Here is a 21,844-nt window from a genome sequence, read left to right as displayed (position 1 = left end):
TTCGGGTGCTTCGCAAGAAGTGTCCTGTGTAGGGGAGTCGCCAAGTTGGTCAAGGCATCGGATTTTGATTCCGACATGCGAGGGTTCGAGTCCTTCCTCCCCTGCCAAACCATCCATCAAGCGCCTGCCGGCTTCCGGTGAGGCGCTTGTTTCTTGATGGCACGTCAAAGTCCCCAGCGGGCACCGAGCATGCTCTCCAATACAGTCCTCTTCACCGGCAACGCCAACCCTATCCTCGCCCGCGAGATCGCCACCGATCTGGGCATCGAACTGGGCCAGGCCGCCGTAGGCCACTTCTCCGACGGCGAAGTGACCGTCGAAATCCAGCAGAACGTGCGTGCGCGTGATGTGTTCGTGGTGCAGCCAACCTGCGCTCCGACCAACGAGCACCTGATGGAACTGCTGCTGATGGTGGATGCGCTCAAGCGCGCTTCGGCCCGCCGCATCACCGCCGTCATCCCCTACTACGGCTACGCCCGTCAGGACCGCCGCCCGCGCTCGACCCGCGTGCCGATCAGCGCCAAGGTCGTGGCCAACATGCTCGAAGCCGCTGGGGTCAACCGCGTGCTGACGATGGATCTGCATGCCGACCAGATCCAGGGCTTCTTCGACATCCCGGTGGACAACATCTACGCCTCGCCGGTGCTGCTGACCGACCTCAAGAGCAAGCGTTACAGCGACCTGGTCGTGGTGTCGCCGGACGTCGGCGGCGTGGTGCGCGCACGCGCACTGGCCAAGCAGCTCGACTGTGACCTCGCCATCATCGACAAGCGCCGCCCGAAGGCCAATGTCTCCGAGGTGAAGCACGTCATCGGCGAGATCGACAAGCGCAACTGCGTGATCATGGACGACATGATCGACACCGCCGGCACGCTGGTGAAGGCAGCCGATGTGCTCAAGGAGCGTGGCGCCAAAAGCGTGTTCGCGTATTGCACGCACCCGATCCTGTCCGGCCCGGCCGTGGAGCGCATCAGCAAGTCCCAGTTGGACGAAGTGGTGATCACCAACACGATCCCGCTGAGCGGCCACGCCAAGGACTGCAAGAAGATCCGCCAGTTGTCGGTCGCCTTCCTGTTCGCCGAAACCATCCGTCGGATCTCCGACGGCGAGTCGGTGACCTCCCTCTTCGCGGAACAGAACAACAACTTCTGAGCTGCATCACCCAGGGTGCCTGGTCGCGGGCACCTTCCTCTTTCGGAGAAATCACATGAAATTCGTCGCATTCACGCGCGAGCTGCAGGGGACCGGAGCGAGCCGCCGCCTGCGCATCGCCGGCAAGGTACCCGCCATCGTCTACGGCGGCACGGCCTCGCCCGCCCAGATCGAACTCGATCACAACGCCATGTTCCACGCACTGAAGAAGGAAGCTTTCCATTCGTCCGTGCTGGAGATGGAACTCGCCGGCGAGACCACCAAGGTCGTGCTGCGCGCGCTGCAGATGCACCCGTTCAAGCCGCTGGTGCTGCACGCCGACTTCCAGCGCGTGGACGCCACCACCCGCCTGCGCAAGAAGGTGCCCCTGCACTTCATCAACGAAGCCGACTCGCCGGCCGTCAAGCTCGAAAAGTGCACCATCACCCACGTGGTGTCGGAACTGCACATCGAGTGCCTGGCCGAGCAACTGCCGGAATTCCTGACCGTCGATCTGGGCGGCATGTCCCTGGGCAAGTCGCTGCACGTCAACGACCTGACGCTGCCGAATGGTGTCGTGGTGCTGACCCATGGCTTCAAGAACCCGGTCATCGCTACGCCAGTGGCGATCGTCGAGGAAGTCATTGTCGCTGCGGTTGCTGCGCCGGTACCGGTCAAGGGCAAGAAGGGCAAGAAGTAATTCCTGCCCGGGAATGCACGCCATGGCGTGCAGACCGCAAGCCCCGCCTCGGCGGGGCTTTTCTCGTTCTGGGGCACATCCCAGGGAGTCGACACCATGATCCGTCTGCTGGTCGGCCTGGGCAATCCGGGCCATGAATACGAGTCCACCCGGCACAACGCCGGCTTCTGGTGGATCGACGCGGTCGCACGCCGCCTGGGCGCACATCTGCAGGCCGACCGGGCCTACCACGGTTTCGTGGCCCGGGTGAACCGCCCGGAAGGCCCCATCTGGCTGGTCATGCCGCAGACCTACATGAATCTGTCCGGCAAGTCGGTGGCACCGCTCGCACGGTTCTTCAAGATCGCCCCAGACGAGATCCTGGTCGTCCACGACGAACTCGATCTGCTGCCAGGCCAGATGAAGCTCAAGCAGGGCGGCAGCGCCGCTGGTCACAACGGGCTCAAGGACATCCAGGCCCAGCTCGGTTCGCCTGCGTTCTGGCGCTTGCGCTTGGGCATCGGCCATCCTGGAGTGCGCGCCGAGGTGGCAGACTTCGTGCTGCGCAAGCCCCCTGCCGCCGAGCGTGAAGCAATCGAGGGCTGCATCGACCGATCGATGGAGGCGCTGGACACCCTGCTGGCTGGCGACATGACAAAGGCCATGATGCAACTGCACGCAGGGCCGCAGCGTCCGAAGCCGCCGCGCCCGCCGAAGCCGCCGGCCGAGCCCTCAGAACCGACTTAGCCGATCACCAGCCGCGGCAATGCAGTGTGCTGCAGGCGCTCGTACTTCGCCATCAACTGCTCGGGGGACTCGATGTGGTCCGGATTCAGAGGAATGCATTCGACCGGGCAGACCTGCACGCATTGCGGCTCGCCGAAGTGACCAACGCACTCGGTGCAGCGGGCCGGGTCGATGACGTAGAACTCCTCGCCCATCGAGATCGCCTGGTTCGGGCACTCGGGCTCGCAGACATCGCAATTGATGCACTCGCTGGTGATGAGCAACGCCATGGTGGTCGGGCCTCAGCTTTGCGCGACACGCTGTTGCAGACGCTGCAGCACCATCGGCGCGACAAACTTCGAGACATCACCACCCAGTACCGCGATCTCGCGCACGAAGGTGCCGCTGATGAACTGGTACTGGTCACTGGGCGTCAGGAACAGGGTCTCGACCTCGGGCATGAGCTGGCGGTTCATGCCAGCCATCTGGAACTCGTATTCAAAGTCGCTGACCGCACGCAGCCCCCGCACGACCACCTTGCCGTCGTGTTCGATGACGAAGTTGCGCAGCAGGCCGCGGAATGCGATGACTTCCACATTGGGGTACTGCGCCGCCAGCTCCTGGGCGATCTCCAGCCGCTCCTCGACGCTGAACATCGTGCGCTTGTGGTGACCGGCCGCCACCGCCACGATCAGGCGGCTGAAAAGACGACTCCCCCGGCGCATCAGGTCCTGGTGACCGAGGGTCATCGGGTCGAAGGTGCCGGGATAGATCGCGGTGAGATCCTGGGTCACGGGGTTCAAGACGGGCTCCTGATCGAAGTCACGGGTATCACGGGGTCACCGGCAAAGGGTCATGCACCAGTGTAGTCGGGCGCACGCACAACGCCGCGCTGCAGCAAATGGAAATGCACCATGCCGGCGCGGCCATGCCGGTGCAGGCGGCAGCCCCAGGCCGCGCAGGTGTCTTCATCGAACGCCCGATCGGCCTCTACATAGAGCCAGCCTTCAGGTGTGAGCAGTGGCAGCGCAGCACGTACTGCCGCATCGAACACATTCGCGCCAAAAGGTGGATCCAGCAACACCAGATCCAGATCACTCACCTCGCGGCGCGCCATCCAGCCCAGCGCCTCGGCACGCACCACGCGCACCATCGTGGCGTCCAGGCGGCGGCAGGCGGACTGGAGATGGAGCGCAAGCTTCTGGTCATGCTCCAGCAGCAGCACCTCGCCTGCGCCCCGTGACGCGGCCTCGAAACCCAGTGCCCCAGTGCCCGCAAAGGCATCCAGCACCCTCCAGCCCGCCAGGTCCTGCCCGAGCCAATTGAACAGCGTCTCGCGCACGCGGTCCGGGGTGGGACGCAGACCGGGATGGTCGGCAACCGGCAGCTTGCTGCGCTTCCAGCGTCCGCCGATGAGGCGTATTTCACCTGGCGTCGCAGCAGCGACATGGTCGGCGGAGGGTTTGCGCAGCGGAGCGCGTCGGGGCAGGGAGGTAGGCACGGACGGATTCTGCCATTCAGTGGTGCGATGCAGACATCGCGCCCCGGGCGGGCGGGCGGTGTCCGGCCCGCTGCCTACAATCCAAGGCCGACCAGCCGGTCGTTTCTGTCACCACCGACACGCATGTTCAGTTTCCTTCGTCGCAAGCTATTTTCCGCGCCTACGCCGCCTGAGACGCCGGGCACACCAGCCGCCGAAGCGCCCGCCGCAGGCCCCCTCGTCCCGGAGAAACCGGTCGCCGCAGCCTCCGCTGCAACGGCAGAAGCCGCGCCCATCCGCACCACCTGGCTGAACAAGCTGAAGTCCGGTCTGGCCCGCACGGGCTCCAGCATCGCCCAGGTGTTCACCGGCACCCGCATCGACGACACGCTCTACGAGGAGCTGGAAGCAGCGTTGCTCATGGCCGACGCCGGTGTCGGCGCCACGCAACACTTGCTCGATGAGCTGAAGCGTCGGGTCAAGGACACCCGTTGCACGGATCCCGCTGCCGTCAAGGCTCTGCTGATGGAGGTATTGACCGAGCTGTTGCAGCCACTGGAAGCACCGCTGCAAATCGGTGCCACCCAACCGACGGTGATGATGGTTGCAGGGGTCAACGGCGCCGGCAAGACCACCAGCATCGGCAAGCTGACCCGCCATCTCGCGCAGCAGGATTGCAAGGTGCTGCTGGCGGCGGCCGACACCTTCCGGGCTGCGGCACGCGAACAACTGTCGGTCTGGGCGGACCGCAACCGCGTGGAGATCGTCAGCCAGGAGGGTGGCGATCCGGCGGCCGTGTGTTTCGACGCCGTCACCGCGGGCAAGGCCCGTGGCTGTGATGTCGTGATCGCCGACACCGCCGGGCGTCTGGCCACGCAGTTGCACCTGATGGAGGAGCTGCGCAAGATCCGCCGCTCGCTCGGCCGGTCCATGGAGGGTGCACCACACGAAGTGATCCTGGTGGTGGATGGCAACACCGGGCAGAACGCACTCACCCAGGTAAAGGCATTCGACGAAGCTATCCAGCTGACGGGGCTGGTCGTCACCAAGCTGGACGGCACCGCCAAGGGGGGGGTGCTCGCCGCGATCGCACTCTGGGGCCGCGAGCGGGTCGCCAAAGGCAAGCCGGTCGTGCCGGTCTACTTCATCGGCGTGGGCGAGAAGCTGGAAGACCTGCAGACCTTCAATGCCCGAGAATTTGCACAGGCCTTGCTGAGTTGAGCGCACCGAGCACCGGGACCGCCCGCCCCCGGCTCAGGCGACCATCGCGGCCTGCTGTCGGGTGTCGATCCAAGCGAGCAAGTGCTCAGCAATCCCGGCTGCAGCACCTGACGTGTTCGCTGGCTCGACCAACACCGGGTGACCGGCTGCCGCAGCACGCGCATCGACCAGCACGGCATTCAGAGCGTCGCCGTCCAGTGCCCGCACATCCAGCGCAGCACCATGGGCATTGCGGCGCGAAACCAGGCTCTGCGCACTCTCCAGGCTGACGAACGGCAGGTCCAGCAGGCCAGCCACGTCCACCAGCGCATGACCCGCATCCAGCACGGCGCCATTGGCCCCATGCAACAGGCTGATCTGCTCTGGCAGTGAGGCCACTTCGCGGCACAGCACCGTGGCCGCATCCATGCGCGCGCGCACCTCGGCACGGCGCAGACCGTCGCCCTGCACCACAAACACGCGCTCGGCCAAGTACGTATCGGCAGCGAGCAGTTCAACCAGCATGGCCTGGGTCGGCGCGTCGACCACCCAGATCACCTTGCCGTCACAGTGGACCTGTGCCAGCGCCCGCACGACCGTCAACGCCCGGTCGATCGGGAGACCGATGAGTGAACAGGCTGCCAGCACATAGGGCGTTCCATTCACGCCATTGACCGACCAGGTCGGCCCCAGGTACATCGGCAATCCATTGCGCAGGAAAGCACGATCGGGTGTCATCACTTCTGGCCACACTGCGGCCACGGCGTCTGTCCTCAGTTGATCGGGCACGCAGGCGATGCGCTCTGGCAATGTCCCCTGACGGGCGAGGAACCGCAGCGGCGACGGCACACTGGCAACACACAGCAGGTCAGACATCTGCTCGATCAGCGTCGCGTTCAGCCCGTGCCGGGCAGGTGCCGGGCGCTCACCCGCTTCAAGGCGGATCAGTGGCAAACCCCGCTGCTGCGCGGCCAGGCAGCAGGCCACCATCGCGTCGCTTGATCCCAGGCTGACCACAGCCAGCGGCTTGTATTCCTCGGCGAAATGCCCGAAGCCTTCGGTGATCTTGTCCACCGACGCATCCGGATCCGAGTCTGACCACTCCAGGTCGAGACCGATCTCCATGGCGGGCAGCACACGCCCCATGCCGGACCACGGCCACACCCGGGGCAAGGGCCCGAGGCTGACCAGCATCATGCGCGGCGAGCGGCCCTGTTCAGCCATCGCCTGCGCGAGTGCGGCGAACTTCAGCGCGCCGCTGGTGCTATCGGCCAGACAGAAAACCTTGTCGCGGCTGTCCCGCCGCGACAGCCGGCCCGCGGCATGCACACGCGCAGCCTTCACTGCAGCATCCGACACGGAACGCAGCCGAGGCGCCATGAGTGCGGCCTGCGACTGGGCATCGAGTTCGATTTCGACTTCCACCTCGGCAGGCGGCTCCACGTCATCCGCTTCGACGGTCACAGGTGCGTCCAGCACAACCGGTGCTGGCGATTCGGAAGCAATCGGCGCCATCGGCTCCGGCGCTGCGGGGGCGACCAGCGGCGGTGGCTCAATGAAGGTCAGCACGGGCTGTTCGACCAGCATCGGCGACGGAGTCATTGCAGGCGCAGCAGGGACAGGAGGAGCAGGCACCACTGGGGTTTCGGCGACAGCCACCACGGGGATCGGCACTTCCAGCCCCCCCTCCCCGATCTCCGCCCGCAGTTCACCCGCAGTGCGCTCGATCAGGTCGGCCGAGACGGCCTCTGCGCCATCGAGGAACGCGGCCAGAAGAACCCGATTGGCCAGTCGATTGAGCCGGCGCGGCACACCACCCGACCAGCGGTACAGGCTCTCGAACGCACCAGCGCCAAACGCCGGGTGCTGGGTCCAGCCCACACGCCGCAGCCGGTGTTCGATGTACGCCTGTGTTTCCTCCAGGCTGAGCGGCCCAAGGTGGCAGGAGGCCGTCACGCGCTGGCGCAATTGCTCCATCGACGGCGATTCGAGCAGTCGGCGCAATTCCGGCTGGCCGACCAGAAAGCTCTGCAGCAGCGAATGGTTGCCGAGCTGGAAGTTCGACAGCATGCGCAGCTCTTCCACCGCGCGCGGTTCCAGGTTCTGCGCTTCATCGACCACCAGCAGCGCATGGCGTCCCTGCGCGGCGAGTGCCGTCAGGAAGGCTTCGAGCGTGGCAATCAGGTGCGCCTTGGAGGTGTTGTTCTGGGAAGGGATGCCGAACGCCGTGATGATCGACTGCAGCAGTTCACCCGACTCCAGCTGCGTGCTGACGATCTGCGCCGGCAACACCTTCTGCCGGTCCAGCCCGTCGAGCAACATGCGCACCAGCGTGGTCTTGCCGGCCCCGATCTCGCCCGTGATGACGATGAATCCCTCACCCTGCGCCACCCCGTACTGCAGGTAGGCCAGCGCCCGGCCGTGGCCGCGGCTGTTGAAGTAGAAGGCCGGATCGGGATTGAGCTGAAACGGTGGGCCGCTGAAACCGAAAGCTGATTCGTACATCGTGTGACCGTCAGAATCGGTGCAACATGCCGACCGAGATGGCAGATTCCGTCGCCTTGACCCCGATGAGGGTGGACGAACCGGTCTGGTGGCGCACCGCGCCGCTCAGCGTGGTCCGGGGCGACAGGCTGTGCGTGGCACCCAGGCGAACAACCGAATTGCTCGAATGCAGCGCCACGTTCGGACCCAGACCATCGGTCTTGGTGTGGGTGAAGGTCAGATCCGCTGACATGTCCGGCGTCAGGCGACGCGACAGTCCCAGGGTGGCACCACGCTGCGTGGCGTCGCTGGCCAGTCCGATGACGCTGTTCTCGGTCGGGCCGCGCAGATCCTCGGTGCGGGTCTGGAATATGCGCAGCGTGACCGTGTGCCGCACGCCGATCAGGGCCATCGTCACATTGGCGCCCTGCTGCAGCTGGACGGTCCGGGAAAACAGATCGACCGGACCCGTGAGCGTGTTGGGCAACCCGCGTTTGGCAATCAGGTCCTGCACGGCGATCTGGCGCAGCGCCGGATCCTGGATGCGGGTCTGCAGGATGGAATCAACCAAGGTGGCCACATCGCCGCCGGCCTGCAGCACGCCAAGGCGGGCCGCGTAGGTGGTCGCCTGGCGCACCAGCCCGGTCGACACCGCCATGAAAGGCGAGCGATGCGTGAAATTCACCGTCCAGCCCGTGCCGAAGAAGCGCTTTTCGACCAGCGCGTCGAACACCGTGCGCTCGGACGGCGCCCAGCGCATCGACACGCCGCGCAGTGTTTCGCTGACGTTGTTGGTCGTGTAGCTGGCCGCATCCCGGCCACCGGTCAATCCCAGTGTCAAGGTCGGATCGGGTGCATAGAGCGCGGACAGGCGGGCAGTCTGCAGCGTGAGGCCGCCAGCGGTGCTGTCGTTGTAGCTGGTGTTCTGGTAATTCCACTCGCCACGCAGGCCAGCCGGTTCGGGCCGCAGGTCATAGCGTGCGCTGTGCGTCTGCACATAGGCGTCGGCGTTGTTGGCGATGGTGGACGTGCCGCGGCCCTGGGTCAGGACGTGGTCGGTACGCGCCGTGATGCGCGACGAAGGCGACAGTTCACGGTCAATATAGGGGCTGAAGCGCTCGCGGGTGGTGGTGCCGACGTTGTAGAACGTGGCGCCGTCACTCAGCAGGTCAAACGGGGTGGACGAGGTGGTGTCCGCACCGAGTTCGGCATCGACGAACAACAGGCGGTCCAACAGGCGGCTGCTCAGGACCAACTGTCCCCGCGGCAGGAAGAGGTCGGTGCGGGACCGACCCAGGTACACCACCATGTCCGCCGCCAGCGTACCGGTCAACCGGTAATCGGGGCCCGTGCCGAGCAGCTGGACCTGGGGGGTGACGGTCACGACAGTGTCCATCGTGGCGTTGCCGGACGCCTGCATTCCGGCATTGCTGGAGGTGGTTGCCGTGGCCTTGACTGCCGGAGCGATCCGCCAGGCCTGGGCCTGCGCAACGCCCTGAACCGCCAGGCCGGCCAGCAGCAGGACCGCCGCGGCTACCCCCGTCCGGGTCAGTTCAAGTGGCGTAGTAATAGCCATACGCCTCGCCTGATTTGCCGCGCGCACGGTTCAGCACGGACAGCACGACCGGACACTGCTCCACCGCGGCATATGCCTGCGAAACCTGGGCGTGGGTCGTCTTGCCGGCCTCGACCACCATGACCACCTGCCCGACCCGCGAGGCCAGGACACGGGATTCGGTGGTCGGAATCAGCGGCGGCGCATCGAAGACGACGATGCGGTCCGAAAACTTGGACGCCAGCTCGTCCAGCAGCGACTCCATCGCCCCGCTGGCCAGCAGTTCGGTGGATTGGGCGTTGGCGGTTCCTGCGGGCAGGATGCTCAGCTTGGCCACATTGGTGCGCAGCATCACGTCGTGCAGTTCGATGCTCGGCGACTGCAGCACGTCCATCAGGCCACGCGCAGGCTCGATCCCGCAGCGCGCCAGCACGGACGGCCGCAGCACGTCGGCATCCACCAGCAGCACCGACAGGTCCACCTCCATCGCGATGCTCATCGCCAGATTGATGGCGAAGAAGGTCTTGCCTTCGCCCGGCATCGCGCTGACCACCTGGATCAGATTCGGCCGGCTGAGCGCCTGGGCCGACTCGCCACGCGCATTGGCCAGCAGCGGGCGCTTGATGATGCGCATCTGTTCGGCCAGCTGCGAGCGGGCCTGAGCGGGGACCAGATAGCCTTCACGCTCCAGCCGGGCCAGATCGAGTGCCACTTCCCGGGAGCGACGTCCCGAAGAATTCAGCGTCTCGACCACCGCACTGCGCGCGGCCGGGACCACGGCCGAGGCAGCGCGGGCAGCGGGCCGCATGACTGGAACTACGGACGTTTCAGCATGCGCCGCCACCCCGGCAGGCACTTCGGTCTGTGCCACCGGCTGGGATGCGATGGGCGCAGGTGCCGCAGTGGCACCTGGCATGTCGGGAACCGGAATATCGAATCCGGCGCGTTTGAGTTCTGCTAGCCGCTTGGCGGCTTGCTCGATGGTGTTCATCTGGGGCACCTATGACTTAACTGGCCGAACGCAAGGAGATCCAGGCCACCCATCCCACATTCGCGAGAACGAACAGGCCCATCACGCCCGCGAGCTTGAGCCGGTCCTGGCGCTCCAGATCACGGTCCCGCGGATCCTCCACCTTCAGGAGACTGCCCAGCACCGGGCGCTTGGTGAACTCGCGCAGCTCGCGTTCACTCGAAAACACGGGACTCAGCAGCGTCTGTGCGTAGGCCGCAGCGATTCCGGACGCCACCGCGAGCAACATCACCCCAATGGCCAGCTGGATGCGGCTCGGGAACACCGGTGTAGGCAACACACGCGGCGGCTCGATCAACCGGAAGTCCGCCATCGACGAGGTCTGGTCGATCTTCACGCCCAGCGAAGCGGCCTCGCGGCGCTGCACCAGCTGGTCGTAGTTGCGGCGCATGATCTCGTAGTCACGGTTGAGTTGGACGAGTTCGGCTTCCGCCTGCGGCACCTTGTTCGACTGGGCGCGAATCTCTTCCAGGCGGGCCTGCTGGGTGCCGAGTTGCGAACGCAGCGAAGCCACATTGGCCTCGGCATCTGCCAGATTCAGGCGCAGGCGCTGGAACACCGGGTTGGTGGCGGCAGCGGCGCGGCGCACGGCGCTGTTGCTGCTCTTGAGCGCGTCCAGCTCACGTCGACGCTGGTCCTCCAGCTGGGAAATGATGCGGCGGGTCGTCAGGACGTCCGGATGCTCTTCCGTGTAACGGCGGAGCATTTCGTCGAGCTGGCGCTTCTGCGTTTCGACACGGCTGTCGAGGTCCGGTGTGAGCGACACGGCCGAGGCTGCAGCTACCGGCAGGTTCGGCTCTTCGTTGCCCAGTTCGCGGCGGGTCGCATCGCGGGACTGTTCGGCCGCACCCAAGGCCACGCGCAGGCGGTTCACATCATCCGCCAACACCTGAATTCGGGCGAAGAAATCCTGGTTCGTGGTCGCAGCCACGCTCATGTTCTTGAGCTTGAAGTCCTTGAGGCGGTTCTCGGCCTCGGTCAGCTTGGATTCGTAGAGCTTGATCTGCTCGTCGATGAAGCGGCTGGCTTCGGCCGAGTCCTTGCGCTTGGTGTCCAGACCGGACTCCATGAACATGCCCACCAGCACCTCCACCAGCTTGCGGGCACGGATGGGATCCTGGTCGCGGTAGCTGATGGCGTAGAGGTTGTTGCCCCCGGTCAGCTCGACCTTGATGGACTTCATCAGGGTCTCGATCTGACCATCGAGTTGCCCCGGCTCCAGCTTGTCAAGACCGATGGCCGGGTTGTTCACCAGGCGTTCGACGTTGGGACGGGAGATCAGCGTCCGCCCGAGCATGCGCACCTGCTGGTCGATGTCCGGCTGGAACGCCAGTCCGACCATCATGGGGCGCAGCACGGTCTGGGTATCGACGTAGACCCTTGCGCGGGCTTCGTGCCGCTCGGGAACGACCCACACGACCAGCGCGCCAGCGAGGGCCACGATCCAGGCCACTGCCACGGCCATCCAGCGATGCTGCCAGACACTGCCAGCCAATATCGCAGCCTGTCGGGTGAATTCGTTCATACCGGCCGTCTACCTGTCATTCTTGGGTTCAGAACTGACCGGCTCTGAGTGACCGGTCAGCGGCGTATCAGAGAGGATGGGGAATCAGAACCAGCTTTGCGGCACGATGATGATGTCGCCGGGCTTGACGTCGACGTTGGCCGAGATGTCGCCGCGCTTGAGAAGATCCTTCAGCCGGACGCTGTACTGCTTGCCCGCTTCGGCGCCACGCACCAGCACAGCTCCATTGCCGTCGGCGAAGTCGGTCAGTCCACCGGCCTGGATCATCACGTCCAGCATCGTCATGTTCTGGCGGAACGCCACGCTTTGCGGCTTCGTCGCCTCACCGACGATGCGGATCTGGTCATTGAAGACCCCCTGGAAGGTACCGACGACCACCGTGACGACTGGATCGCGGATCACGCGGGCCAGCAGCGTCTCGATTTCGCGCGACAGGTCCGCCGGGTTCTTGCCCGCAGCGAGCACGTCTTCGACCAGCGGCGTGGAGATGCGTCCATCCGGACGCACGGTCACGGTGGACGACAGCTCTGGATTGCGCCACACCACGACATTCAGGGTATCGAGAGGACCGATCTTGTAGCGGTGGTCCGGCGTCTGCGCCGAGCGGGGGGCCGGGGGATACGTGCTGCTGCGCAGCAAGCCACATCCCGACAACGCACCGACACCGGTGACGCACGCCAACGCCAGGGCCGCTGCCCGCGAGAAACGGCTCATTTCGATCCTCATGCGAATTCCTCTCAATAGTCTGCAAACGCACCGCATTGCAGCAGTCCCGGATGGTACCGCGGGACAACGGTAATTTCTTACAAATTTAAGTCTTGCACTGCATCAAGTCAGCAGCATGGCGCGCATTGATAACCGAATTTCAATGGGCGCCCTCCCGGAACAGCACAACACTGACGGTTTCGATCAGTACCTGCAAATCCAGCAACAGCGAGTTGTTTTTGACATAGTACAAATCAAACTGGTGCTTTTTCCGGGCATCTTCCAGGGACGCGCCATACGCGTAGCGTACCTGAGCCCACCCGGTCAGCCCAGGCTTGACAGTGTGACGGAGGTCATAGAACGGAATCTGCTCGCGCAGTTGCGCCACAAACGACGGACGCTCCGGGCGCGGACCGACCATGCTCATTTCGCCCTTCAGCACACTGAAGAGCTGTGGCAGTTCATCGATCCGGGTCTTGCGGATGAACGCACCCACACGGGTGATGCGCGAGTCGTTCTTCGACGCCCAACGCGCGACGCCGTCCTTCTCCGCATCGGTGCGCATGCTGCGGAACTTGATGCACATGAAGCCCTGACCACCCAGACCGACACGTTCCTGGCGGTAGAGGATCGGGCCGACGCTGTCCATGCGGATCGCCAGTGCGGTCAGCACCATGATCGGCGCGCCCACCAACAGCAGCAGCGACGAACTCACGATGTCGAAGACCCGCTTGGTGAACTCGCGCGCCCGCCCCTGAACGAAACCGTCGCCGTAGACCAGCCAACTGGCCTTCAGGCTGTCGACTGGCACTTCTGCCTTGGTGCGCTCGTAGAAATAGGCCAGATCCATGATCGGCACGCCACCGATGCGGCATTCGAGCAACTGGTCCATCGGCACGCCACCGCCGCGCTGCTCGCGCACGGCGACGATGATTTCGCTGATCTTGTGTTCACGCACCAGATCCACCATCCGCAGGCGGGTATCGAATATGTGCGCCGCGCCACGCAGCGCTACACGATCCGTCTGCTCCGCGGTCGGAAAGAAACCCACCACGTCATACCCGGCCCAATGACCACCAGCGCGCAAATCGGTGCAGACCTGGTGCGCATCCGGCCCCGTGCCAACAATCAATACCCGACGCGTCCCAACCAGCTGCCTGATACCCCACGCGGCACCGCGATAAATGGCGAGGCCACCCATCAGATAAACCAGAGAGTATCCAACCAGACTGCTGGCATACCCGTCATAGCGAATATATTTGATGGTCAGATATGTAATATATCCACCTACCACAAACGCAAAACCAATGCGCATGAACATCGGCACCAGACCGAGGTTACGATGGCGATAGAGTCCGACGAACGAATACAGCAAAGCCATCACCAAGGCGAACGAGAACGCCGAGAACAGGATGGCAGGACTGATGACCTGCAGCAAGGGATTGACCCCCGGCGATGGATGGGCCAAGGTTGCCGCCGACAGCAATGCCGCTATGAAACAGAGCACCCCGTCTGCGAACAACTCCACGAAGTGCGTTCCCGACGTGCGGTGCTGAAAAACTCTGAACATCCTCTGGCCCCCTAGGCAAACAGGCAAAACACCGCGTTACCCGCATCTCGAATCACGAACCGCTTTGGTCTACTGCATGAATTCTCGCCCCAAGACCGGGGTGATCAAGACTTGCACAGTCGTCGATCCCTTGATCGGGGGCCATCTCACCACAATTGTGTGACGTAATAACGGTCAAGTGAAGGCTGGCACCAACTCTTTAATAAAACATTCCCCAAGCAAGGCTTTCAATTTTAACAGTCAACGCTTGAATTGAAAAATACGCTAATACCGAAAACTTAAATGAAATAAACAGGCGCTGGCTGTTCGTGCGCTTATCACATTTAGCACTTAAGACCGACGTGCAACGCCACCACACCCGCAGACAGGTTGTGCACATCCACATGGCCGAAGCCAGCGGACTTCATCATCGCCTTGAGTTCGGCCTGGGGTGGGTGCATCCGAATCGATTCGGCCAGATAACGGTAGCTATCGGCATCCCCGGTCACGAGTTGACCCAGACGCGGCAGCACGTTGAAGGAGTACCAGTCGTAGACCTTGCCCAGCGGCGCCGCGACCTTCGAGAACTCCAGCACAAGCAGCTTGCCACCCGGCTTCAGCACCCGGCACATCTCCGCCAGCGCCACGTCCTTGTGCGTCATGTTGCGCAGGCCGAAGGCAACGCTGACGATGTCGAAACGCTCGGCCGGGAAGGGCAGCTTCTCCGCGTCGCAGATCACCGTCGGCAGCACCAGACCTTCGTCGACGAGTCGGTCGCGTCCGGTGTGCAGCATGGCTTCGTTGATGTCAGTGTGCACCACCCCGCCCGTCGGCCCGACCTTGCGCGCAAAGGCGCGGCTGAGATCCCCTGTACCGCCGGCGATGTCCAGAACCTGGTGCCCTTCGCGAGCCCCAGAAACGGCCATCGTGTAGGCCTTCCAGACGCGGTGCATCCCCATGGACATGAGGTCATTCATCAAGTCGTAACGCGAGGCGACCGAGTCGAACACCCCACGCACCATTCGGGCCTTCTGGCCCTCGTCAACGGTCTTGAAACCGAAATGGGTGTCGCTCATGGTCAGTGGCTGGCGCAAGCACTGCCAGCTGCCTGCAGCATCGGAGCATCGCGCTCGACGCCCGCCGCGCAAACCCGCGCGAGATAGTCCTGCCAGCACGCATCCTGGTTCACACCCAAGTCGTAGAGCATCTCCCAGGTGTAAAGCCCGGTGTTGTGGCCATCGTTGAACGACGGCTGCACCGCGTAGTGCCCCACCGGCTCGATGTCGGTGATCTCGACCAGACGCTTGCCGGTCTGCAACACCTCTTGCCCAGGACCATGCCCGCGCACCTCGGCCGAAGGCGAATACACGCGCAGCAATTCGTAGGGCAGCCGGAACACGGCACCATCACTGAAACCGATTTCCAGCACGCGGGACTGCTGGTGCAGAGTCAGCGCGGTCGGCTGATGGGTGGATTGGCGCGACATCGGTGGAATCCTTGGCTGAAACGGGCTCTCTTCATCGCCGACAACAGTGCCTTGCGGCGTTGCGACAGCATGAATTGCTCGTTAATTTGTGTGAAATTATGACGGTATCGATCGTTTCATCTCGTTCTTTTTGATGAAGAGATACACCGATCGACACCTGGTGACAACGACAGACGATCAGACCAGCACCCGCTCGATGCCACCCGCGTTGGCACGCTGCACGTAGTCAGGCATCCAGTTTTCGCCCAGGATCTGCCGGGCCATCTCGACGACGATGTAATCGGCTTCAAGCAGCCCGCTCTTGAGGTCTTCGCCGTAGCGCGACAGCCCCTGCAGGCAACTCGGGCACGACGTGAGGATCTTCATGTCGCCCTGGTGACCGGCAGCGCGCAGTTCCGCTTCGCCCTTGAGGATCTCCTCCTCCTTGCGGAAGCGGATCTGGGTCGAGATGTCCGGCCGGCTAACGCCCAGCGTCCCGGACTCGCCGCAGCAACGCTTGCTCTCGATGACGTTGTCACCCAGCAGCGCCTTGACCGTCTTCATCGGATCCTGCAGCTTCATCGGCGTGTGGCAGGGGTCGTGGTAGAGGAAACCGCCCTGCCCTTGCAGCGTGATGCCCTTTTCCAGCAGGTACTCGTGGATGTCGATGATCCGGCAGCCGGGGAAGATCTTGTCGAACTCGTAGCCCTGGAGCTGGTCGTAGCAGGTGCCGCACGAGACCACCACCGTCTTGATGTCGAGGTAGTTCAGCGTGTTGGCGACCCGGTGGAACAGCACCCGGTTGTCGGTGATGATCTTCTCGGCCTTGTCGAACTGGCCCGAGCCGCGCTGGGGATAGCCGCAGCAGAGGTAACCCGGCGGCAGCACCGTCTGCACTCCCGCGTGCCAGAGCATCGCCTGCGTCGCCAAGCCGACCTGCGAGAACAGCCGCTCCGAGCCGCAGCCCGGGAAATAGAACACCGCCTCGGTCTCGGCCGTCGTCGCCTTCGGGTTGCGGATGATCGGGACGTAGTCCTTGTCCTCGATGTCCAGCAGCGCGCGCGCGGTCTTCTTCGGCAGGCCGCCGGGGAGCTTCTTGTTGATGAAGTGGATCACCTGCTCCTTGATCGGCGCGGTACCGACCGAGGACGGCGGCGCCGACGTCTGCTTCTTCGCCACCGACTTCAGCAGGTCATGGGCAAACCGCTGCGCCTTCATGCCCACACCAACCAGCGCGCTGCGGGCGAGCTTGATCGTCTCCGGGTTCGTCGCGTTGAGCATCAGCATCGCCGCGGCGTTGCCGGGGCGGAAGCTCTTCTGGCCCATCTTGCGCAGCAGGTTGCGCATGTTCATCGACACGTCGCCAAAGTCGATCTTCACCGGGCAGGGGCTCAGGCACTTGTGGCAGACCGTGCAGTGATCAGCGACGTCCTCGAACTCTTCCCAGTGCTTCAGGCTGATGCCGCGGCGCGTCTGCTCTTCATAGAGAAACGCCTCGATCAGCAGCGAGGTCGCCAGGATCTTGTTGCGCGGGCTGTAGAGCAGATTCGCCCGCGGCACGTGCGTGGGGCAGACCGGCTTGCACTTGCCGCAGCGTAGGCAGTCCTTGATCGACGCGGCGATGTCGCCGATGTCGCTCTGCTGCATGATCAGCGACTCGTGCGTCATCAGCCCGAAGCTCGGCGTGTAGGCGTCGCTCAGATCGCCCAACCGGGTATCGGCGCCGAGGTCCGTGAGGCGGTCCTTCTGGCGCAGCAGCTTGCCCTTGTTGAAGCGGCCTTCCGGATCGACCTTGGCCTTGTAGGTCGCGAAGTTCTTCAGCTCATCGTCGGTGAGGAATTCGAGCTTGGTGATGCCGATGCCGTGTTCGCCGGAGATCACGCCGTCGAGCGAACGCGCCAGCACCATGATCCGCGCCACGGCTTCGTGCGCCGTCTGCAGCATCTCGTAGTTGTCGCTGTTGACGGGGATGTTGGTGTGGACGTTGCCGTCACCCGCGTGCATGTGCAGCGCCACCCAGACCCGCCCGCGCAGCACTTCCTTGTGGATGCGCTTGCACTCGTCGATCACCGGGATGAAGGCACTGCCGGCGAAGATCTGCTGCTGGAAAGGCTTGAGGATCTGCGTCTTCCACGAAGCACGCAGGCTGCCATCCTGGATCTGGTCGAAGAAGCTGCGGCCGGGAGCGTCGTCCACCCCCGGCTGCACCGTGTCGAGACCGTCTTTCCATTCCTGCCACTGGGTGCGGACCTCGCGGATGCGCCCCAACGCCTGCTGCACGCGGTCGCCCAGCAGCTCGGCACTCGGGATCTCATTGGCGTCGTCGGTCTTGCCCAACGGCAGGCTGCCCGCCGCGAAGAACGCTTCGAGGCGGTCCATCAGGGCAAGCTTGTTGCGCAGGCTCAGCTCGATGTTGATGCGCTCGATGCCCAGCGTGTACTCGCCCATCCGCTCCAGCGGGATCACCACGTCCTCGTTCACCTTGAACGCGTTGGTGTGCTTGGAGATGGCCGCCGTGCGCTTGCGGTCGAGCCAGAATTTCTTGCGCGCATCGGCGCTGATGGCCACGAAGCCTTCGCCCGAGCGGGCATTGGCCAGGCGGATGACCTCGCTGGTGGCGCGGGCCACGGCGTCCGCGTCGTCACCGACGATGTCGCCCACCAGCACCATCTTGGGCAGACCGCCGCGCTTGCTCGTGGTCGCGTAGCCGTCTGCCTTCAGATAGCGGTCGTCCAGATGCTCCAGCCCGGCCAGGATCGCGCCACCGGGCTTCTTCATCTCGTCGAACATGAAGTTCTTGATCTCGACGATCGAGGGCACACACTGGATCGGATTGCCGAAGAACTCCAGGCACACGGTGCGCACGTGGTCGGGCATGCGGTGGACCACCCAGCGCGCCGAGGTGATCAGGCCGTCGCAGCCTTCCTTCTGGATGCCAGGCAGGCCGGCGAGGAACTTGTCGGTGACATCCTTGCCCAGCCCTTCCTTGCGGAAGGTGCGGCCGGGGATGTCGAGCCGCTCGGTGCGCTCCAGCGTCTGGCCGGTGGCGTCGTAATAATTCAGCTCGAAACTGGCCGTCTCGATGTCGTGGATCTTGCCCAGGTTGTGGTTCAGGCGGCTCACTTCGAGCCACTTGGCCTCGGGCGTCACCATCTTCCACGAGGCCAGGTTGTCCAGCGCGGTGCCCCAGAGCACCGCCTTCTTGCCACCCGCGTTCATCGCGATGTTGCCGCCGATGCAGCTCGCCTCGGCCGACGTGGGGTCGACCGCAAAGACGAAGCCGGCCCGCTCAGCGGCATCCGACACGCGCTGCGTCACCACGCCAGCGCCAGTCCAGACAGTCGCCACCTTGTGCGCCACGCCGGGCAGATCGACCATCTCGACCTCGGTCATCTGCTCCAGCTTCTCGGTGTTGATGACCGCGCTTTTCCACGTCAGCGGCACGGCGCCACCGGTGTAGCCGGTGCCACCGCCACGCGGAATGATCGTCAGACCGAGTTCGACGCAGCCCGCCACCAGCGCGGCCATCTCGGCCTCGGTGTCCGGCGTCAGCACGACGAAGGGGTACTCGACGCGCCAGTCGGTCGCGTCGGTCACGTGCGAGACGCGGCTCAGTCCGTCGAACTTCAGGTTGTCCTTGCGCGTGTGGCGACCCAGCACCTTCTTCGTGCGCTGGCGCAGGTCGCAGACACTGCGGAACCGTTCGCCGAAACGCTCGACCGCACCGCGGGCAGCCGTCAGCAGCTCACCCACGAGTTCATCGCGGCCGGCATCGTTGCCCGGATCGCGGCGCTTCTCGACCTCGCCGAGGCGGTGGTGCAGCGCGTCGATCAGCAGCTGGCGCCGCTTCGGGTTGTCGATGAGGTCGTCTTCGAGATACGGGTTGCGCTGCACGACCCAGATGTCGCCCAGCACCTCGTACAGCATGCGCGCGGAGCGGCCGGTGCGGCGCTCGCCGCGCAGGCGGTCGAGCAGTTCCCAGGAGCGTGCGCCCAGCAGCCGGATCACGATTTCGCGGTCCGAGAACGAGGAGTAGTTGTACGGAATCTCGCGCAAGCGAGCTTCGGCGTGGGCCGGATCCTGGGGAGTACCGGGTATCTGCAGGAGAGGATTCAGGGGGAGCGGTGCGTTCATGTGGCCGCGAAAGCAGCAGCGCGCGGGGGGCGCGCAGAGCCCGCCATGCTACCGCAGCGGCCATTTCAGCCGGCAGGCAAGTGCTTTGGCGCCTTGGCAAGTGTTGTTTGTACCAAACCGCTTCGCCTGACACGGCGCAACGCCACACGGCCCCCAGATGCTGCAGACTGCAGACTTCGCCCGCGCTGGAGTGCCACCATGAGCCCGAACCGTACCCTGCCGAACGACGACGATCCCGAGCAACCGATTCCGGCCGCCGCCGCGGTCATGCCCTGGCCCTACCCGACCTGGATCGCCCACCGTGGCGCCGGTCGGCTGGCCCCCGAAAACACGCTGGCCGCCTTTCGCGCTGGGGCTGCGCTGGGCTGGCGGGCCTTCGAGTGCGACGTCAAACTGAGCGCAGACGGCGTGCCCTTCCTGCTGCACGACGACACGCTGGAGCGCACCACCGACGCCGCCGGCAGCGCGGGCGAGCTGAACTGGGCCGATCTTTCGCGGCTGGACGCCGGCGGCTGGCACAGCCGCCTGCACGCCGGTGAGCCACCACCCAGCCTGGACGCCATCGCCGCCTTCTGTCTACGCAATGGGCATCTGCTCAATCTGGAACTCAAGCCGGTTCCCGGCGACGAGGAGCGCACTGGGCAGATCGTGGCGCAGACCGTCCGGCAGCGTTGGGGCGAGGCGGTGCGAGACGGCCTGAGCGTCTGGCCGCTGCTCAGCTCTTTCGAGCCGCGCACACTGGCTGCCGCCCGCGAGGCGGTGCCGGAGCTGCCACGGGCCTTGCTGCTGGACGCCTTCACGCCCGACTGTTTCGACATCGCCGAGCGGCTGGACTGCGTGGCCGTGATCCTCGAAGAGTCGCTCGTCACCGAGGAAATCCTGCGGGAGCTGCACCACGACGGGCTCCGGGTGCTGGCCTACACGGTCAACGACGCCGGGCGGGCCGATCTGCTGCTCGACCTCGGGCTGGACGGACTCATCACGGACGCGGTCGACACCTTCGTTCCGACCACCTGATTGCGGGAGCCGGGCCCCCATGTCGGGGCTCAAGGCCAATCGACCGCACGCCGATATCGACGACAACCGCGCCCCCCGCGCCGATCCGGCCCGGGCGACGCACGCTCATCGATCCCGCGCTCCGTCGAAAGGCTTCCCATGCCCGCATCCAAGTCCACCGCCGTTTCGGCATCCACACGCGCCGCCTCCAGCCACGCGGACGCGGCGCACCGCCATGAGCCGCAGGGACTGAACGTGCACTACGTTCCCGCCCGCATGCCAGCGGGCGTCGTGACGGGGCTGTGGGGCGGCGCGGTCAAGCGCCTGGACGACGGCAGCACCACGCCGCTCAAGCTCGGCGACGTCATCCGCAAAGGCGACGTGCTGCTCACCGAACAGCGTGGCATCGTGCAGTTGACCATCGAAGGCAAGCGTTTCGTCACCACGGGCGACCCGGCACTCGACAAACTGGTCGCGCGCCTGGACGACGGCGAACTGGACTTCGTCACTGGCGCTGGCGCAGAAGGCGGTGACGGGTCGCTGCAGGCTGGCGTGATCGTGGACCGCGTCATCGAGGTCGTTTCGCCGCAGGAATACCAGTACGCCTACGACCAGTTCCAGCAAGGCGCCACCCTCTTCAACGGCGGCAACACCGGCCCGACCGACGCCCCGATCTTCGAAGCGGCCGACACTGTCGCGCGCCTGGACGGACCAGCCAGCGTAGTCGAAGGCCAGACCGCCGCCAACTACACCGTCTCACTGTCACACCCTTCCCCCGTCGACGTGACCGTGACACTGGCCTATGCAGGCGTGGCCACAGCCGGCAAGGATTTCACCCCGACCACCTCGGTCACGATTCCGGCCGGCCAGTCCTCGGTCCGATTCGATATCCCCACCATCGACGACGCACTGGCCGAAGGCGCGGAGCCATTCACCGTCACGATCGCAGGCCTCTCCGCCAACGATGCCGCGATCGTCAACATCGACCCCACCCACGCCAGCGTCACCACGACCATCACAGACGACTCCGGGCCGTTCGGCCCTGACAAGCCAGGCCCCGAGGACACCTGCCTCGTCTCCATCACTGGCCCCGGATCCGTCGTCGAAGGCGAAGTCGCCTCCGGCTACACCGTTTCGCTCAGCCAGCCCGCCGTCACTGACGTCATCGTCAAGTTGACCTATTCC

Annotated in this window: 18 protein-coding genes and 1 tRNA gene; 7 read left to right on the top strand and 12 right to left on the bottom strand. The window is 64.8% G+C overall.

Translation table 11 applies throughout. The annotated features are described in order from the left end of the window. Window positions 1-30 precede the first annotated feature (30 nt). From RMP06_RS17585 to pth, 4 genes are all read left to right on the top strand, one after another. A tRNA-Gln gene (locus tag RMP06_RS17585) sits at window positions 31-107 on the top strand. Between the two features lie 82 nt (window positions 108-189). Then, entirely contained in the window at window positions 190-1,152 is a 963-nt protein-coding gene (locus tag RMP06_RS17580; protein WP_310463092.1) for a ribose-phosphate pyrophosphokinase, read from the top strand. A 55-nt stretch (window positions 1,153-1,207) separates the two neighbouring features. Further along, window positions 1,208-1,831, top strand: a complete 624-nt coding sequence (locus tag RMP06_RS17575; RefSeq protein WP_310463091.1) for a 50S ribosomal protein L25/general stress protein Ctc — start codon at window positions 1,208-1,210, stop codon at window positions 1,829-1,831. Window positions 1,832-1,927: 96 nt separating this feature from the next. Continuing rightward, a complete protein-coding gene (gene pth / locus RMP06_RS17570; RefSeq protein WP_310463090.1) occupies window positions 1,928-2,557 on the top strand; it encodes an aminoacyl-tRNA hydrolase in 630 nt (209 codons plus the stop codon). Here pth and RMP06_RS17565 read toward each other — a convergent pair. The 3 genes from RMP06_RS17565 to rsmD are packed head-to-tail and all read right to left on the bottom strand — an operon-like array spanning window position 2,554 to window position 4,037. After that, entirely contained in the window at window positions 2,554-2,826 is a 273-nt protein-coding gene (locus RMP06_RS17565) for a YfhL family 4Fe-4S dicluster ferredoxin (RefSeq protein ID WP_310463089.1), read from the bottom strand. The genes pth and RMP06_RS17565 overlap by 4 nt on opposite strands. A 12-nt stretch (window positions 2,827-2,838) precedes the next feature. After that, entirely contained in the window at window positions 2,839-3,339 is a 501-nt protein-coding gene (gene coaD / locus RMP06_RS17560; protein WP_409050197.1) for a pantetheine-phosphate adenylyltransferase, read from the bottom strand. Between the two features lie 50 nt (window positions 3,340-3,389). After that, a complete protein-coding gene (gene rsmD / locus RMP06_RS17555; protein WP_310463088.1) occupies window positions 3,390-4,037 on the bottom strand; it encodes a 16S rRNA (guanine(966)-N(2))-methyltransferase RsmD in 648 nt (215 codons plus the stop codon). A 123-nt stretch (window positions 4,038-4,160) separates the two neighbouring features. Between rsmD and ftsY the strand changes: the two genes are divergently transcribed. After that, window positions 4,161-5,237 carry a signal recognition particle-docking protein FtsY gene (gene ftsY, locus RMP06_RS17550; protein ID WP_310463087.1) on the top strand — a complete coding sequence of 359 codons (1,077 nt, stop codon included), beginning with the start codon at window positions 4,161-4,163 and terminating at the stop codon, window positions 5,235-5,237. A 33-nt stretch (window positions 5,238-5,270) separates the two neighbouring features. Here the strand turns inward: ftsY and RMP06_RS17545 are convergent, their stop codons facing one another. From RMP06_RS17545 to RMP06_RS17505, 9 genes are all read right to left on the bottom strand, one after another. Further along, a complete protein-coding gene (locus RMP06_RS17545) occupies window positions 5,271-7,721 on the bottom strand; it encodes an XrtA/PEP-CTERM system-associated ATPase (RefSeq protein ID WP_310463086.1) in 2,451 nt (816 codons plus the stop codon). A 10-nt stretch (window positions 7,722-7,731) separates the two neighbouring features. Then, entirely contained in the window at window positions 7,732-9,276 is a 1,545-nt protein-coding gene (locus RMP06_RS17540; RefSeq protein WP_310463085.1) for a TIGR03016 family PEP-CTERM system-associated outer membrane protein, read from the bottom strand. Then, entirely contained in the window at window positions 9,254-10,246 is a 993-nt protein-coding gene (locus tag RMP06_RS17535; protein WP_409050196.1) for an XrtA-associated tyrosine autokinase, read from the bottom strand. Before RMP06_RS17535 ends, RMP06_RS17540 begins: the two co-directional genes overlap by 23 nt. Window positions 10,247-10,262: 16 nt before the next feature. After that, window positions 10,263-11,810 (bottom strand): XrtA system polysaccharide chain length determinant, encoded by a 1,548-nt coding sequence (locus RMP06_RS17530; protein ID WP_310463083.1) that lies wholly within the window; start codon window positions 11,808-11,810, stop codon window positions 10,263-10,265. A gap of 84 nt (window positions 11,811-11,894) precedes the next feature. Next, window positions 11,895-12,536 (bottom strand): XrtA/PEP-CTERM system exopolysaccharide export protein, encoded by a 642-nt coding sequence (locus RMP06_RS17525; RefSeq protein WP_409050195.1) that lies wholly within the window; start codon window positions 12,534-12,536, stop codon window positions 11,895-11,897. A gap of 139 nt (window positions 12,537-12,675) precedes the next feature. Continuing rightward, window positions 12,676-14,043 (bottom strand): TIGR03013 family XrtA/PEP-CTERM system glycosyltransferase, encoded by a 1,368-nt coding sequence (locus RMP06_RS17520; RefSeq protein ID WP_310463081.1) that lies wholly within the window; start codon window positions 14,041-14,043, stop codon window positions 12,676-12,678. Between the two features lie 365 nt (window positions 14,044-14,408). Further along, complete coding sequence (ubiE, locus tag RMP06_RS17515; RefSeq protein ID WP_310463080.1) at window positions 14,409-15,140, bottom strand: bifunctional demethylmenaquinone methyltransferase/2-methoxy-6-polyprenyl-1,4-benzoquinol methylase UbiE; 732 nt, start codon at window positions 15,138-15,140, stop codon at window positions 14,409-14,411. Window positions 15,141-15,142: 2 nt separating this feature from the next. After that, a complete protein-coding gene (locus tag RMP06_RS17510; RefSeq protein WP_310463079.1) occupies window positions 15,143-15,550 on the bottom strand; it encodes a gamma-butyrobetaine hydroxylase family protein in 408 nt (135 codons plus the stop codon). 177 nt (window positions 15,551-15,727) lie between these two features. Further along, window positions 15,728-19,663: a DUF3683 domain-containing protein gene (locus tag RMP06_RS17505; RefSeq protein ID WP_310463078.1), complete on the bottom strand. Its 3,936-nt coding sequence runs from the start codon at window positions 19,661-19,663 to the stop codon at window positions 15,728-15,730. 198 nt (window positions 19,664-19,861) lie between these two features. Here RMP06_RS17505 and ugpQ point away from each other — a divergent pair, with 198 nt between their 5' ends. Beyond that, the gene (ugpQ, locus tag RMP06_RS17500; RefSeq protein WP_310463077.1) at window positions 19,862-20,680 is read left to right on the top strand and encodes a glycerophosphodiester phosphodiesterase; all 819 of its coding nucleotides are present in this window, start codon (window positions 19,862-19,864) and stop codon (window positions 20,678-20,680) included. A 138-nt stretch (window positions 20,681-20,818) separates the two neighbouring features. Next, window positions 20,819-21,844 (top strand): Calx-beta domain-containing protein (locus RMP06_RS17495; protein ID WP_310463076.1); only part of this gene is annotated, 1,026 nt, incomplete at its 3' end.

It is taken from the genome of Sphaerotilus sp. (assembly GCF_031429695.1).
Lineage (GTDB): Bacteria > Pseudomonadota > Gammaproteobacteria > Burkholderiales > Burkholderiaceae_C > Sphaerotilus.
This window is presented reverse-complemented; position numbering and strand designations above follow the sequence as displayed.